The organism is Serratia sp. AR11 (genome assembly GCF_056376275.1).
Genome location: NZ_CM150739.1, coordinates 2,751,859 through 2,767,734 on the forward strand (window position 1 = coordinate 2,751,859; position 15,876 = coordinate 2,767,734).

The 15,876-nt window shown below is 57.1% G+C and carries 15 protein-coding genes; 8 read left to right on the forward strand and 7 right to left on the reverse strand.

Annotated elements, in window-relative coordinates; all coding sequences use genetic code 11:
* Positions 1-7: 7 nt before the first annotated feature.
* The 5 genes from ACSOSI_RS13045 to hycA all read right to left on the reverse strand — a co-directional run bounded on the left by ACSOSI_RS13045 (position 8) and on the right by hycA (position 5,717).
* Entirely contained in the window at positions 8-1,711 is a 1,704-nt protein-coding gene (locus ACSOSI_RS13045; RefSeq protein WP_476705567.1) for a hydrogenase large subunit, read from the reverse strand.
* Positions 1,712-1,733: 22 nt separating this feature from the next.
* Entirely contained in the window at positions 1,734-2,669 is a 936-nt protein-coding gene (locus tag ACSOSI_RS13050; protein ID WP_476705568.1) for a respiratory chain complex I subunit 1 family protein, read from the reverse strand.
* A gap of 10 nt (positions 2,670-2,679) precedes the next feature.
* On the reverse strand, positions 2,680-4,548 hold the full coding sequence (locus ACSOSI_RS13055; protein ID WP_476705569.1) for a proton-conducting transporter transmembrane domain-containing protein: 1,869 nt from the start codon (positions 4,546-4,548) through the stop codon (positions 2,680-2,682).
* The gene (locus tag ACSOSI_RS13060; RefSeq protein WP_419245757.1) at positions 4,548-5,162 is read right to left on the reverse strand and encodes a 4Fe-4S dicluster domain-containing protein; all 615 of its coding nucleotides are present in this window, start codon (positions 5,160-5,162) and stop codon (positions 4,548-4,550) included. The genes ACSOSI_RS13055 and ACSOSI_RS13060 overlap by 1 nt, the downstream gene beginning before the upstream one ends.
* Positions 5,163-5,249: 87 nt before the next feature.
* Positions 5,250-5,717, reverse strand: a complete 468-nt coding sequence (gene hycA / locus ACSOSI_RS13065; RefSeq protein ID WP_012145162.1) for a formate hydrogenlyase regulator HycA — start codon at positions 5,715-5,717, stop codon at positions 5,250-5,252.
* A 262-nt stretch (positions 5,718-5,979) separates the two neighbouring features.
* On the opposite strand from hycA, the gene hypA reads away from it, so the two are divergent.
* From hypA to flhA, 6 genes are all read left to right on the forward strand, one after another.
* Complete coding sequence (hypA, locus tag ACSOSI_RS13070) at positions 5,980-6,324, forward strand: hydrogenase maturation nickel metallochaperone HypA (RefSeq protein WP_261099090.1); 345 nt, start codon at positions 5,980-5,982, stop codon at positions 6,322-6,324.
* Between the two features lie 15 nt (positions 6,325-6,339).
* Positions 6,340-7,134 (forward strand): hydrogenase nickel incorporation protein HypB, encoded by a 795-nt coding sequence (gene hypB / locus ACSOSI_RS13075; protein WP_012145164.1) that lies wholly within the window; start codon positions 6,340-6,342, stop codon positions 7,132-7,134.
* Positions 7,125-7,418: a HypC/HybG/HupF family hydrogenase formation chaperone gene (locus tag ACSOSI_RS13080; protein WP_012145165.1), complete on the forward strand. Its 294-nt coding sequence runs from the start codon at positions 7,125-7,127 to the stop codon at positions 7,416-7,418. The genes hypB and ACSOSI_RS13080 overlap by 10 nt, the downstream gene beginning before the upstream one ends.
* The gene (gene hypD, locus ACSOSI_RS13085) at positions 7,405-8,532 is read left to right on the forward strand and encodes a hydrogenase formation protein HypD (RefSeq protein ID WP_476705570.1); all 1,128 of its coding nucleotides are present in this window, start codon (positions 7,405-7,407) and stop codon (positions 8,530-8,532) included. The genes ACSOSI_RS13080 and hypD overlap by 14 nt, the downstream gene beginning before the upstream one ends.
* Entirely contained in the window at positions 8,529-9,542 is a 1,014-nt protein-coding gene (gene hypE, locus ACSOSI_RS13090; RefSeq protein ID WP_476705571.1) for a hydrogenase expression/formation protein HypE, read from the forward strand. The genes hypD and hypE overlap by 4 nt, the downstream gene beginning before the upstream one ends.
* Before the next feature lie 90 nt (positions 9,543-9,632).
* On the forward strand, positions 9,633-11,699 hold the full coding sequence (flhA, locus tag ACSOSI_RS13095; protein WP_135344312.1) for a formate hydrogenlyase transcriptional activator FlhA: 2,067 nt from the start codon (positions 9,633-9,635) through the stop codon (positions 11,697-11,699).
* Positions 11,700-11,773: 74 nt separating this feature from the next.
* On the opposite strand, the gene ACSOSI_RS13100 is transcribed toward flhA, so the two are convergent.
* Positions 11,774-12,007 (reverse strand): hypothetical protein, encoded by a 234-nt coding sequence (locus ACSOSI_RS13100; protein ID WP_256138017.1) that lies wholly within the window; start codon positions 12,005-12,007, stop codon positions 11,774-11,776.
* 2 nt (positions 12,008-12,009) lie between these two features.
* Entirely contained in the window at positions 12,010-12,984 is a 975-nt protein-coding gene (locus ACSOSI_RS13105; RefSeq protein WP_112362846.1) for a hypothetical protein, read from the reverse strand.
* A gap of 238 nt (positions 12,985-13,222) precedes the next feature.
* Here ACSOSI_RS13105 and ACSOSI_RS13110 point away from each other — a divergent pair, with 238 nt between their 5' ends.
* The gene (locus ACSOSI_RS13110) at positions 13,223-14,716 is read left to right on the forward strand and encodes a PAS domain S-box protein (RefSeq protein WP_112362845.1); all 1,494 of its coding nucleotides are present in this window, start codon (positions 13,223-13,225) and stop codon (positions 14,714-14,716) included.
* A gap of 172 nt (positions 14,717-14,888) precedes the next feature.
* Positions 14,889-15,863, forward strand: a complete 975-nt coding sequence (locus tag ACSOSI_RS13115; protein WP_112362844.1) for a Dyp-type peroxidase — start codon at positions 14,889-14,891, stop codon at positions 15,861-15,863.
* The last annotated feature ends 13 nt before the right edge of the window (positions 15,864-15,876 follow it).

Consider the following 15,876-nt stretch of genomic DNA (forward strand, 5'->3'; position numbering starts at 1 on the left):
GCTCCGGTTAGAACGGTTTGTTTTTCCGTTCGATGCCATAACGCTCAATCTCTTTGTACGGCACTATGATGGACTGGCGCTTGCGCACGTCGACGATGGTCATGCGATCGGTACAGGAATAGCAGGGATCCAGACTGCCGATGATCAGCGGAGCGTCGGAAACCGTGTTGCCGCGCAGCATGTAACGCAGGGTTGGCCAATTGGCGTAGGTCGCGGCACGGCAGCGCCAGCGGAACAGCTTTTGGTTATCACCGGTCATGCTCCAGTGAATATCGTCACCGCGCGGGGCTTCGGCAAAGCCCAGGGCAAAGCGGTGCGGGATATAGGTGAACCCATCAACCGCCAGCGGCCCGCTCGGCAGGCTTTGCAGGCCGAACTCGATGATGCCGAGCGAGTTGAACACTTCGTGAATACGTACCTTAAGGCGGGAATAGACGTCGCAGCCGTCCTCTACGCACAGTTCCACCGGCAGTTTGGCGTAACCGGCAAAGGGATGGTCGATACGGGTATCGCGGCGGTGGCCGCTGCCGCGGATCATCGGGCCGACGTTGCTGTAGTCGCGAGCCACCTGCGGATCGAGACGGCCAACCCCGACGCTGCGCTGTTCGGTATTCGGCGTGCTGAGCAAGATATCGACCAGATCCACCAACTCACTGCGCATTTGCGCCGCCAGCCGCAGGGTTTGCAGCATGTCGTCTTTCATAATGTCGCGACGGATGCCGCCAATCAGGTTCAAACCATAGGTTTTGCGTGCGCCGGTCAGGATCTCCGCCATCTTCATCGACTGTTCGCGCACCCGGAAGAACTGCATAAAACCGGAGTCGAAACCGACGAAATGGCAGGCCAGCCCCAGATTCAGCAGATGGCTGTGCAGGCGTTCCACTTCCAGCAGCACTGAGCGGATCATCTGGGCGCGTTCCGGCACCTGGATGCCCATCGCGTTCTCCACCGAACTGGTGTAGGCCACGCTGTGGGTAAAACCGCAAATGCCACATACCCGGTCCGACAGGAAGGTCACTTCGTTGTAACCCATGCGGGTTTCGGCCAGTTTCTCCATGCCACGGTGGACGTAGAACAGCCGGTAGTCGGCATCAATGATGTCTTCGCCGTCGACGAACAGGCGGAAATGACCGGGTTCATCCGAGGTGATATGCAGCGGGCCGATCGGCACCACGTTGGCTTTGTCTCCGGCCAGGCTCTGGAACGGATAGGTTTCCACATCGGTGGTGGGCGCGGGCCGTTGACGATAATCCATGGCGTCTTTGCGCAACGGGTGGAGATCGTCCGGCCAGTCGTCCGGCAGCACCAACCGGCGTTCATCCGGCAAACCGATCGGGCGCAGGCCATACATGTCGCGCACTTCGCGTTCACCCCAGACGGCAGCAGGCACCCGTGGCGTAACGGAAGGGAACTCCAGCGTTTGGGCGTCAACCTCGGCCCGTACCGTGATCCAGCATTTGGTGCCTTGCTCCATCGACAGCACGTAATACAGCGCGTAATTGCCACACAGCGTGCGTTCGTCGTTACCAAACAGCACCGACAACCAGCCGCCCTGTTGGTAATACAGCCATTCCACCACTTCCGGCAGCGCGTTGAGTTTGACGGTCACCGTCAGTTGGTCGGCCGTTTGCCATTCTGCCGCCAGCATGGCAGCGGGGAATTGTTGCTGCAACGCCGCCAGATAGTGCTGGCCTTGATGTTCGTTAGTCATTATTGATTGCCTTAATCATTGTTCAGCCGACGACCAGCCAGGAAACCAGCGCCAGAAAAGCCAGCCCAAAACCGGCCCAGGTGGTACGGCCCGTCTTGAGGAAGCGCAAACGTGCCACGCTATTTTCGAGAACCGCGATCAGCACCACCGCACACAACAGCTTGAACAGCGCCAGCACCAGTCCAGTCAACAGCTGCGGGGCAGTGAGCTGTGCCGCCTGGCCCCAGGGCAGGAACACGCCGAGGAACAGTTGCAGCACCACCAGTTGCTTGAGGCTGATGCCCCATTTGATAATGCTTAGCTCGACGCCGGAATATTCCGTCAGCGGGCCTTCCTGCAGCTCTTGTTCGGCTTCTGCCATGTCGAACGGCAGCTTGCCCATTTCGATATAGGTGGCGAACGCGCAGGCCAAACCGGCCAACAGCAGTGGCAGCCAGGCGTGATGCGGCAAGCCCAGCAGGCTTTGCACCATGGCGCTCAGTTGGGTGGAACCGGCGACCAGCGCCGTCACCCATAGACCCAGCAACAGGATCGGTTCGACCAGAATGCCTAACACTGCCTCACGGCTGGCACCGATAGCGGTGAAGGGGCTACCGGTATCCAGCCCGGCAATGGCAAACACAAAGCGCACCACGGCGAACAGATAGATCAGGGTGATCACATCACCGATGGCAGGCAGTGGTGAGGCGGTAGTCAGCATCGGCAGTGCACAGGCGATGGCCAGCAAGGTGCCGGTCAGTAAGTAAGGCATGGCGCGAAAAGCCAGGCCGGAAGCCCCCGGCGCCACGCTTTGGCGTTTAAGCAGTTTGGCGATATCACGGTATTCCTGTAATACGCCGGGGCCGCGTCGGGTATGAATGCGGGCACGCAGCACCCGGCTGATGCCGGCAAACAGCGGGGCAACAGCCAGTAACAGCAAGGCCTGCAGCAAACCGAGTAACACATAGGGATAGGTCATCGTTATCTCCTCAGGCAAAAGCCACGACCAGCAGCACCGCCAACTCTACGGCGGCCAGACCGCGGCAGAAGGCAACGAATGCGTTACGGTGTAACCGGTCACCGAAGGATCCCGGTAGCCAGCGGCGCAGTTGATACAGTGGGGCAAACATCACTCGCAACGGCTGAGCAAAACCGGTGGCGGTGATCACCATCGCGTCTTCATGGCCGTAACCACAGGCCCAGGCGCTGCCTTGTACCCGCCGAGGTTGCCGACGCGTCTGGTAACGCGCCGCGATCAACAACGGCAGTAACGGCATCGCCAGCAATAAAATGGCGATCAGCGGGGTGGAAACCAGCGTATCGGACAAGGAGAGCGCCTGTTCGGACGTCAGGCCGATCAGGTGGGCAAACAGTGGAATGATCCAGGGAGCCCCCAGACCGCAAACCAGACACAACACGGCCGGCAGCGCATGGCTTAGCGTCAGCCAAACATTGGCCTGAACCGCGTTTGCCGCAGCGTCGCAGCGCGGAGCGCCCAGAAAAGCCACGCCAAACACTTTGCTGACGCACATCACCGCCAGCGCACCGGTCAGGGCTAATGCCACCGCCAGCAGCGGGCCAAACAGATGGCCAATAAAACCGGGTGCCGCGCTGAAGTGGAACAATCCCTGGTAGATCAACCATTCACTGGCAAAACCGTTCAACGGCGGCAACGCGGCCATCGCCACCAGGCCAATCAGCAGAGAAACGGCGGTCCAGGGCATCAGCCGCGCCAAACCGCCCATTTTCTCCATGTCTTTCAGCCCGGTCTGTTGTTCAATGGCGCCGGCTGCCAGCAGCAATGCGCTTTTAAACAGGCTGTGGCTCAACAAATGGAACAGGCCGCCGATCAGGGCGAAGGCGGTCAATAGCGGTTGTTGCAGCGCCGTACCGACCATTGCGCCACCGATGCCCAGCAGGATAATGCCGATGTTCTCCAGCGTGTGATAAGCCAGCAAGCGGCGCAGGTCGTGCTCCATCAGCGCATACAGCCCGCCGAAGAAAGCCGTACCGGCAGCCAACAGCAAGACCAGCACTCCCCACCACAGCGGCGGCGTACCCAGCAGATCCAGCCCGACTTTCAGGATGCCCAGCAGGCCGACCTTCATCAGCGCGCTGGAAAACAACATGGCGGCGGAGGCAGGCGCACTGCTATGGGATTGCGGCACCCAGGCATGTAACGGCATCAGCCCGGCAAAAATGCCAAACCCGGCCAATGCCAGCAGGAATACGCCGTTACGTAACGCGTCCGGCAGTGGCGTAGCGCGGATCACGCTGAACTGCAGGCTGTGGCTATGGCAATAGATCAGCGCGAAGGCCGCAACCAACAGCAGGGTGCCTGAGCGCATCAGCAAGAACTGGCTATGTCCGGCACGCAGGCTTTTAGCGCTTGGGGCATGGACAATCAGGAAATAGCCGCACAGTGCCGCCAATTCCAGCAACAACAGCAAGGCCAGGGCATTATCGGCCATCACCGCAGCGCTTAAGGCCGCCAGCATCAGGTTGCTTAAGCCAGCCAATCGGCCGCGAGCACGCGGGTTCAGCCTGGATAAGCTACCGGCGTGATACAGCGCGGCAAAGACCCCGCACAGAGCCATCACCAGCAGTAACAGGGCGTTAAGGCCACTGATTTCCACCGCGTAAGGCAGCCACGGTAAATGGGCGCTGTGCAGTGGCGCAAACAGCATTTGCACCGCGGCCAGCAGGGTAGCGACGGCACAGATTAAGGTGACGCCGCTCAGCAAAGTGCTGACACGCGACCAGGGGGCCAGTAGCCAGCCCAACAGGGCGCAGAGCAAATACCCGACCAGGGCCGAAGTCAGCAGTAACAACGGGTCGGGCAACAGGGCATATATCATCAATTTGGCTCCTTGTGGGATCCAGGGACGGCCGCAAACGGCAACTCGGCGCTGAGCGCCTGCATCGCATTGCGCCTTTTCTGTTCGCTGGCGTTGCGCACGTCTCGGTCGGTCACCAGCCGGATCGCCTGGGTCGGACAGGTGCGGATACAGGCGGGTCCTTCGGGGCTGAAGTCACAGAGATCGCACTTCACCGCCACGGCACGGACACCGGGCACACAATCGAGGAAGGGGCTGATTGGGCGTGGTGCTTGGGGCGCAGGCAATGCCAGCGAGGTGTTGCAGTCCGCAGGGATCGCCAGTGGGGTGCTGCCGCCGAAACCTATGGCACCGAACGGGCAGGCAATGCCGCACAGCTTGCAACTGATGCACAGGCTTTCGTTCAGTACGATGGCGTCATCCTGATGGCGAATAGCATTGACCGGACATACCTGCGCGCAGGGGGCATCTTCACACTGGTGGCACATCGCCGGCGCAGAGTCGCGAGCGTTGCGAATCACCTGCAGGCGGGGTAATGACTGCAATCCATATTGCCGATGTTCCGCAGAACAACTGGCCATACAGGTATTGCAGCCAATACACAATTTAGGGTCCGCAATAATAAAGCGGTTCATGCACACTCCTTGCTTCGTCATTTATGACGAAATCGTCAGTAAAAAATGACGCCTCGACAGTTTTCTGTCGGTGATTAACGCCTGCGATCAGACGGGTAAGGTTATTTTTTTCAGAGCGTCTTGAATGGCGTGACCATCATGCAAGGAATCAAACAGGCATTGATAAATAACGGCGATCTTATCCAGGTAATGTTCAAATACCGCCTGCATGTCGCGGTTGTTTATTACTTCGTCGATATTGCCGTTTTCATCCAGCGTGGCATGGGCGAAAGGGGCAAAGTTTTCCGGCTCATGGGCCGTGGCCAGATTAATCCGGTAGCAAATATCCCGGCTGTAAAACCCTTCGCTCAACTGGATGCTGACCGTAAAGTGGTTAAACAGCACAAAGCGCAGATCGTTTTCCTGCCCGTAGGTAAACTGATGATTAATCTTCTTTTTGGTGGTGGTGACCGCTTTGACCAGAGTGCTGTGGTAGGTCTGCCATTGTGCCATCAGACGATTGCTTTTGTTGGCGATGTAATCGGCCTGACTGGTTACTTCACTGATTGTACTCATGGTCCTCACTCAAAATTGATAGTCGTTGTCGAAATAGCTCCGGGTCAGCGAGTTAAAGCATAAAGCGTGCCAAATTCCGGTAAATTACATTATTTCCTTTTAATTCAACCATCAGAGTGAAATTAATCCGTCAATCCGTTAGGGAATAACTGATTTAATGACTGACGATGACAGTCGGTTCGACAAATATGTCATTGGCGGCTTGGCATCATATTTGCAACGTGAAGGGAATAACGCGTTTATCGCCATTAACGGAGGCCGGATGCACGAAATAACCTTATGCCAACATGCGATGGAAATAATGCAGCAACAGGCTCGCCAAAATAATGCGCAAAGGATCACCGCGGTATGGTTCGAGATTGGCGCATTTTCCTGTGTTGAAGCGGAGTCGCTGCGGTTTTGTTTTGACATGGTGTGCCGCGACACGCTGGCCGAAGGCTGCGAACTGCATCTGGCGGAACAGAAAGCGCTGTGTTGGTGCCATGACTGCCAGAGCGATGTCGAGCTGCTGATACCGCAGGTGCTGGTCTGTCCGCACTGTACCGGACGAAATCTGCGGGTACAGGCCGATGACGGCTTGCAAATAAAACGCCTGGAAATTGAATAACAGAGGGGAATGAATATGTGCAGTACCTGCGGTTGTGCCCAGGGTGAATTAACCATTGAAGGGGATGTGAAGGTGCCATTCCGTCCGCAACGCAATGTGCAGGGCGATCTGCATTACGGATTGGGGCTGGCAGGCACCCATGCACCGGGTATCAGCCAGCGCCGGATGCTGGAAATTGAAACCCGGGTGCTGGATAAGAACGATCGTCTGGCGGAGGGTAATCGCCAGTATTTTGCCGACCAACATATTCTGGCGCTGAATCTGGTTTCCAGCCCCGGCTCTGGCAAAACCACGCTGCTGACAGAAACGCTGCTGCGGCTGCGGGGTCAGCACCCGTGCGCGGTGGTGGAAGGCGATCAGCAAACCACCAATGACGCGGAACGTATCCGCGCCACCGGGGTGCCGGCGATCCAGGTCAATACCGGTAAAGGCTGCCATCTGGATGCGCAAATGGTTCACGAGGCCGCCCGGCGTCTGGAACTCAAACCCCACAGCCTGTTGTTTATCGAGAACGTCGGCAATCTGGTTTGCCCGGCCAGCTTTGATCTCGGGGAGCGCCACAAGGTAGCGGTGCTGTCGGTTACCGAAGGGGAAGACAAGCCGCTTAAGTACCCACATATGTTTGCCGCCGCACGGGTGATGCTGCTGAACAAAATCGATCTGTTGCCGTATTTGAACTTCGACCTGGCAGCCTGTATCGACAATGCCCGCAAGGTGAACCCGACGATTGAGGTGATTACCCTTTCGGCGACCAGCGGTGAAGGCATGGATCAGTGGCTGGCCTGGCTGGAGACACAGTTATGTGCATAGGCGTTCCAGGGCAGATCGTGGCGCTGGATGAAAAGCAGCCTCAGCATGCCTGGGCCGAAGTCTGTGGCGTGCAGCGCGAAGTGAATATTGCACTGGTGCGTCAGGAGGGTGAGCCCAGGGAAGCGATGATCGGCTGCTGGGTGCTGATCCACGTCGGCTTCGCCATGAGTCGGCTCGACAGGCAAGAGGCCGAGGAGATGCTTTCGGCACTGCAGGCGATGGGGGAAGTGGAGCAGGACGTGGCGCTGTTTTTGGCGGGGGAAGGCAACCATGCATTACGTTGATGAATTCCGCGATCCGAAGCGGGTAAAAACCCTGTTGCAGCATATTCGGCAGCGAGCTACACAATTGCCGTTTAGCGCTGAGCGGCCGTTGCAAATTATGGAAGTGTGCGGTGGTCATACCCATGCCATTTTCCGCTTTGGCCTGGATAAGCTGCTGCCGCCACAGATTGAGTTCATTCATGGACCGGGCTGCCCGGTTTGTGTGTTACCCATGGGGCGTATAGATGCCTGCTGTGAAATCGCCGCTCACCCGGAGGTGATTTTTTGCACCTTCGGCGACGCGTTACGGGTACCGGGCACACAAGGCTCGTTACTGCAGGCCCGCGAGCGCGGTGCCGATGTGCGTGTGGTTTATTCGCCGTTGGATGCTCTGATGCTGGCGCGGCAAAACCCGCAGCGGCAGGTGGTGTTCTTTGCCCTGGGGTTTGAAACCACCATGCCGGTCACCGCCATTACCCTGCAACAGGCCCGGCTGGAAGGGTTGAATAACTTCAGCGTGTTTTGCCAGCACATCAGCCTGATCCCCACCTTGCGCAGCCTGTTGCAACAGCCGGATGTCCGCATCGACGGCTTTCTGGCGCCCGGCCACGTCAGCATGGTGATCGGTACCCAACCCTATGACTTTATCAGTCGGCAATACCATAAACCGCTGGTGGTGACCGGCTTTGAACCGCTGGATATCCTGCAAGGGGTGATGATGCTGGTTGAGCAGTTTGTGGGGCAGCAGAGCCAAACCGAGAACCAATACCGCCGGGTGGTACCTGAACAGGGCAATCTGCTGGCACAGCAGGCAATGAGCGAAGTCTTTGTGTTGGGCGGTGGCAGCGAATGGCGCGGCCTTGGCACCATTGCCGATTCGGGCATTGCCTTAACCCCGGCCTATAGCACCTTTGATGCGGAACGACGTTTCCGTCCGCAACACCGGCAGGTGGCTGACGATCCTCGTGCCCGCTGTGGAGAGGTGCTGACCGGGCGTTGCAAACCGCGTGACTGCCCACTGTTTGGTGGTGGCTGTACACCGCAAAATGCTTTTGGCGCGTTGATGGTGTCTTCGGAAGGTGCCTGCGCCGCCTGGTACCAATACCGTCGTGAAACAGAGGAAACCCCGGCATGAATAACGTGATTACTATGGCGCACGGCAGCGGCGGCAGCGCGATGCAGCAACTGCTGGATGAGATTTTCTTGCCGGCCTTTGCCAATCCGCTGCTGGATCAGCGTGAAGACCAGGCCCGGTTGGATTTGGCCGAGTTAACCCAACAGGGCGATCGGCTGGCGTTTACTACCGACAGCTACGTGATTGACCCGATTTTCTTCCCGGGCGGTGATATTGGCAAACTGGCGGTCTGCGGGACGGCTAACGATCTGGCGGTCAGCGGCGCGTTTCCGCGTTATCTTTCCTGCGGGTTTATCCTCGAAGAAGGTTTGCCGCTGGTTGATTTACAACGGCTGGTGGCTTCGATGGCGGCCACTGCGCAGCAGGCCGGTATCCGCATTGTGACCGGGGATACCAAGGTGGTGCAGCGCGGCGCGGCCGACAAAGTGTTTATCAATACCGCCGGTATTGGGGTGATCCCGCCGGGCCTGGATTGGGCAGCGCAAAATATCCGCGCCGGTGACGCGGTGATTGTCAGCGGCACTCTCGGCGATCACGGAGCGACGATCCTCAACCTGCGGGAAAAGCTGGGCATGTCGCTGGACGTGATCAGTGACTGCGCAGTGTTGGCACCATTGATCGCGCCATTACGTGGCATTAACGGCGTGCGAGCCATGCGCGATGCTACCCGTGGCGGGGTGAACGCCATCCTGCATGAGTTTGCTCGTGCGGCGGGCGTGGGGATTGAAGTTGAAGAGAACCTGTTACCGATAGCACCGGCAGTGCGAGGGATTTGCGAGTTGCTGGGGCTGGATGCCATCAACTTTGCCAACGAGGGCAAGCTGGTGGTGGTGGCCGCGCCGGAAGCCGAACAGGCGGTACTGGCTGCGTTACAGGCGCATCCGCTGGGTAAGGCCGCGGCATTGATTGGCCGGGTGACTGCCGGACGACAAGTGAGGCTGCAGGGCGCTTATGGCATCAGCCGCCTGCTGGATTTGCCGCATGCCGAGCCTTTGCCGCGCATTTGTTGATCCTGTCGGGGGAGAACCTTGTCGCCCAGCGTTACACTTTGTGACGTGACTCACTAAAATCATCATCGCGACTCAGGCAAGTGATAAACAATGTCGAATGCTCAATTAGAAAAACAAGAATTACTGGAAACGACCCGCACGCTGCTCAGTCAGCACAGCTTCGCCGATTTGTTACGGCAACTGCGCCAGGTGCTGCAACGTCAGCAACTGGCAGATCATGTGACGCTGGTGCTGTTTGATTTGCACAGTGAGCGGGTCAGCTTTCATGGGCTGGATGCGCAGCGGCAGCCGGTCATCTATCAGGATGAGACTTTGCTGGCCAATGGGCCGGTGAGCCGGCTGCGACAAAGCCCGTTGCCGCAGCGCTGGCAGAGTGAAGATCTGCATGCGCGTTATCCGCAAATCAACGCCCTGGCGCTGTATCTGCCGTTTAACCAATATTGCCTGATGCCGCTGCACGCAGGCGGTAGCCTGATCGGCGGTTGTGAACTGTTGCGCAGTAGTTCGCAACCCTTCAGTGATGCCAGTCTGGTGCAGTTGCAGACCCTGATGGAATTGGTTGCGCTGGCGGTGGAACAGATCAGGTTGCGTGAGCAGGCGGAAAACCGCCAACGTCAGTTATGCCATGAGCGTGACGATTACCGCGTTTTGGTCGACGTCACCAACGCAGTGTTATCGAAACTCGATCTGGATGACTTGATTGGTGAAATATCTACCGAGATCCACCGTTTTTTCAAGATCGATGCCATCAGCATGGTGCTATGCGTCGATAAAACCGATCGGGTGACCATCTATTCCACCCATTATTTGCAAGATGACGTGGTTGAACGTCAGCAGTACAGCGTGGCACTGGCCGGTACCTTATCCGAACAGGTGATGCAGAGCGGGGAAATGCTGCTGCTCAATCTGAAGCATTCCGATCGTCTGGCGGCTTATGAACGCCAACTGTTCGATCTCTGGCAGGATCAAATCCAAACGCTGTGCCTTTTGCCGCTGGTGTTTGGCAACAAGACCCTGGGCGTATTGAAGCTGGCGCAATGTCAGCCGGACAACTTCAACGCCGCCAATCTGCGGGTGTTGCAACAGATCGCCGAGCGTATCGCCATCGCGGTGGACAACGCGTTGGCCTACCAGGAAATCAGCCGACTCAAAGAGAGCCTGGTGCATGAAAACCTCTATCTGACCGAGCAAATCAACGGCAACAACCCGGACTTTGGTGAGATTGTCGGGCGCAGCGTGGTGATGTCTGCGGTACTCAAACAGGTTGAAATGGTAGCGAAAAGCGACTGCTCGGTGCTGATCCTCGGTGAAACCGGCACCGGTAAAGAGTTGATTGCCCGCGCTATCCACAACCTGAGCGAGCGACGTGACCAGCGCATGGTGAAAATGAACTGTGCGGTGATGCCGACCGGGCTGTTGGAAAGCGATCTGTTTGGTCATGAAAAAGGCTCTTTCACCGGCGCAACCAACCAGCGGATGGGGCGCTTTGAGCTGGCGGATAAAGGAACGCTGTTTCTGGATGAAGTAGGTGAAATCCCGGTGGAACTGCAGCCTAAACTGCTACGAGTGCTGCAGGAAAGGGAGTTTGAACGGGTAGGCGGCAACAAGGTGATTTCGGTGGATGTGCGCCTGATTGCCGCCACCAATCGCGACCTGCAGCAAATGGTGGCCGACCGGGAGTTTCGCAGTGACCTTTTTTACCGGCTGAACGTGTTCCCGATCGTCATCCCGCCATTGCGTGAACGGCCGGAAGACATCCCGCAATTGGTGAAGTTTCTCACCTACAAAATTGCGCGCCGGATGAAGCGCACTATCGACAGCATTCCGGCGGAGACGCTGCGCCTGCTGAGTCAAATGCCCTGGCCGGGCAATGTACGCGAGCTGGAGAATGTCATCGAACGGGCAGTATTGCTGACGCGTGGCACGGTACTTAACCTGGAGTTGCCGGAGCTGCGCTATCCGGTGCCGTCGATGGCCTTACCCTTGCCCTCGGCGGAGCCTGTCCAGGCGGGTGAGGACGATCGCGAGCGGATTATCCGCGTATTGAAAGAAACCAACGGTGTGGTTGCCGGCCCACGTGGCGCCGCGCAGCGCCTGGGTATCAAGCGCACTACGCTGCTTTCACGCATGAAAAAGTGGGGGATTGCGGTCAGGTAATTGGCATCAGAGAATTAAAAGGCCCGAGTCCGGTGGTGTATCCGGCTCGGGCCTGGCGGGTCACTTAATTTGAATTAAGCCGTCGCGTTATCGATCTCCAGCGGTTTTTGCTTGCTCAACAGATGCAGCAGTAAAGACACCCGTCGTTCTGTCCGTTCCGGCGTGTCCGGCGGCAAGTTATAACGCAGGGTATAGCGCTCGTTTTTTTCATTGTAGAAATCGATGGTAAGCACCGGTACTGAAGCCCCCACGACTTTACGATAATTTAATGAGATAGATGACAGCTCTCGCTTTATGGAAACGTCCATCTTCATTCGCTCACAACAAGAGTACGACGCGTTGACAGCGCAATACGCCCGATAGCAAAACTAAGGCCAGCCCCCAACAGCAGCATCAGCAAGGAGCCCCAGGCGGCACGGGATACCTGTTTGGCCGCAACGTCAGCCGCTTCACGCGCTTTCTGTTCGGCCTGAGCCTTAAGTTGTTCGACTTTTTGCACCGCCTGCTGATAAGCCTGGGCGTAATTGTCGACAATTTGGGTCGCCTCTGCGTGGCTCTTGCCGGTACGTGCGGCGACGATGTTCACCAGCGCGTCTTTATCCGCCGCGTTCAGGGTAGGTTCACCGGATTGCTTAACGCGCTCGAACCATTGCTTAAGCTCCGCTGCCGCCTGTGCCGGGTCGCTAGCCGCATCGGTCGCCGACTGCTTGCCATCTGCACCGGCCTGCTCGGTTTTTTGTTGCAGTTTGGACGGGTCTAATTCAGCCTTGCCGGTTTGCTTGAGCGTGGTAGCCAACTGATTTTGCAGGTCATCCCAATCCAGGCTGATGCCTTTTTTATCAAGTTGCTGTTTTACGCTGTCACCAATGCCCGGCGCTGCCGCCGCCACACCGTTACCCGCCAGAGACAACCCCTTGCCAACCGCACTGCCGGCCAGACCGACCACGCCGCTCGCCAATGAAATAACCAGCCAGGTGGTCAGCAAGGTTGTGACCGCCCAGCTCAACAGGCCATGCAAGCCGCCGCGGTTGGGGGCCGTTCGGCCGGCGACAAAGGCACCGGCGGCCAGGGAGAGTAAGGTGGTGACGAACAGCCAGATGCCGGTCCCCACGCCGAAGCCACTCAGGGGATTGCCTGCGTGCAACGGATCCACGGCCGATGCGCCGACAGCAGTACCCAGTACACTCAATATCAGATAGGTCACCAGCGCCATGGCACTCCCGGCCAATATTGAGCCCCATGAAACGTTAAACGCCAGGCGATTGGATTCATAGACAGTGGTCATTGTTATTCCTTATATTTACTGGACAAGTGGTTGTACGCGCAGCACTCCGCTGCACCGACAGAATCAGTCTGCCGCTGTGCACCACTGAACGTCCCGGTTCATTTGCACCCATGGAGCTAGTGCATTCACACCCCGCGAATGAACTACTTAAGCACTATGCTGGTGGGGAAGTCGTGTCATTGTCAGGCGCTCCGATCGCCGCCCGGTGGCCTGAGATCTTTTGTCTTATGGAGAAATAATGAGCCAGTCCGTTCTTGCCAGCGAAACCAACCGTAGCCAACTACAACAGATCATCTCGGGACTGACCGAAGGGGTGATCCTGACTGAAGTCGACCGGACCATTCTGTGGGCCAATGAGGCCGCACTGAGCATGCATGGGTTGACCAGACTGAGTGAGTTGGGGGCCAATGCCCAGGAGTATGAAGAGCGTTTTGCCTTGCGTTATCGCAACAATCATCCTTTGAGTTCAGAGCAATATCCGCTTAACCGGGTGGCTGCTGGCGAGGAATTCAACGACGTGCTGGTCGAGGTACGGCCCGTTGGCGAGCCGGATTTTCTCTGGGTTCACCGTTTACGCAGCCTGACGATCACTGACGCCAAAGGGCAGCCCGAGCTGCTGGTATTGATCCTGAGTGACGCTACCGAGTGGGCCAGCGCCGAAGAGCGCTTTGAGAAAACCTTTAATGCCAATCCGGCGCCTGCGGTGATCTGTAGCCTGAGCGACCTGCGTTACATCAAGGTTAACCAGGGGTTCCTCGATATGACCGGCTATAGCCGCGATCAGGTGATGGGTAACTCGGTCTACGCGCTGGATGTGCTGGAGCAAGCGGAACATAAGGATCTGGCGGTGCAGCGCTTGAGCGAAGGGGCAACCATTCCGCAGATGCAGGCGGAGTTAAAACTGCCGGCCGGAGGAACCAAACTGGTGATCGTCGCCGGTCAGCCGCTGGATATTAATGAAGTCGATTGCATGCTGTTCACCTTCACTGACCTTGAGCCCCGCCGTAAGGCCGAGTCGGCGCTGCGCGAGAGTGAAGAGCGGTTCGCCAAGTCCTTTCGTTTGAGCCCGGTTCCCACGCTGGTGTGCACGGCGGACAAGCAGCAGGTGCTGGATATTAACGAAGCCTTTATGAAGACCACCGGTTACCTCGCTGAGGAGCTGATTGGCAAGAGGGTCGAGGATATCAATGTCATCGACGGGCAGGGGGAATGTCGGCGCTTGTTTACCTCACTGGGAAAAACCGGCAACGTAGAAAGTCAGGACCTTAAACTCCGCAAGAAGGGCAATGAAGTGCTCGACTGCGTGGTATCTGCTGATGCCGTGAGTATTCATGACGTCCCCTGTTACCTGTTGGTTATGATGGACATTACCGAGCGCAAACGTTCGGAACTGGAGTTGGTTTCCGCCATCGAGGAAGTGATGCAGGACGCTTCCTGGTTCAGTCAGACGCTGCTCGAGAAACTGGCCAATGTGAAAAGTATCAATAAGCCCAATCTGTCCGGATTTTCCTTCACCGATCTTACCGCCCGTGAGCGCGATGTGTTGGGGTTAATCTGCGAGGGCCTTCCAGACAAGAAAATCGCCACGCGACTCAATCTTGCCCCCAATACCGTGCGCAATCATGTGGCGATGGTTTACTCCAAACTCGACGTACACAGCCGCAGCGAAGCCATTGTCTGGGCCAGAGAGCGGGGGTTGTTTGCCGGCGAGCGGCAGTCTAAAAAAGGATGACAGGGTACGAATGTACTGGATATCGCCCGCATTTTGCGGACATTTCTGCTATTCCCGCCAATCAATTTGTTACTCAATGTCAATGGCATCCGCAGGGATATAGCTTGGCTATGCGGCGTCTTCGACGCTAAGATAAATACCCTTGATTACTCACCCATTAAGGGAGATTTTCGTGAGCCAAGAATCATCTTCACCACTGTCGTTGGCGCAACGCGCGCTGGAGACCGAGCCCCAATACATTGATGCACCCATGACGGCCGCAGCCGCCTTTCTTATCCTCAAGATCAACGACGATAGTGCATCACTCGCCACCGCCCGAGCCGTGATCGCCAGTACCGAAGATCTGATTAAAAATGTCCAGATACGATCCATCGATGTCAGCTTCACCTGCAACGTCGGTATTTCGCATCGCGTCTGGGAGAGCCTTAGCGGAAAACCCGCGCCCAAAGAGCTGACGCCGTTTAAGGAAATAAAAGGCGCCAAGCATACGGCCGTGGCCACCTCCGGCGATTTGCTGTACCACGTGCGCGCAGGTGCGACAGATTTAATCATTGAGTTCGAGAAAATCCTGCTGGAAGCCTTTGGGGATTCGATCACTGTTGTCGATGAAGTTGCGGGATTCCGTTATTTCGACGGGCGTGACCTGCTGGAGTTTGTCGATGGTACCGCGAATCCGGTGGGTCTGGCTTTGCCACAGGCGACAATCGTTGGTGATGAGGATCCTGACTATGCGGGTGGCAGCTATGTGGTGATACAAAAATACTTGCACAATATGGCCGCCTGGCGTGCACAGAAGGTGGAAACTCAGGAAGCCATTATCGGGCGCACCAAGTTTGATAACGTCGAGTTACCGGATGCGACAGAGGGTCAAAAATCACATAAGACTCTGTGTACTATTGAGGACGAGCAGGGTGAACACGACATTTTGCGCGATAATATGCCCTTTGCCTCACCGGGGCGTGGTGAATATGGCACCTATTTTATCGGCTATTCACGCCATCTCTGGGTGATTGAGAAGATGCTTGAGCGTATGTTCATTGGCAATCCAGCCCCTCTGCACGACCGGATCCTTGATTTCTCCACGGCCGTAGCCGGTGTTAACTTCTTTGTTCCTGCACGGAAGTTCTTGAGCGATCTGGCTGATTGAGTTCGCAAAAGTG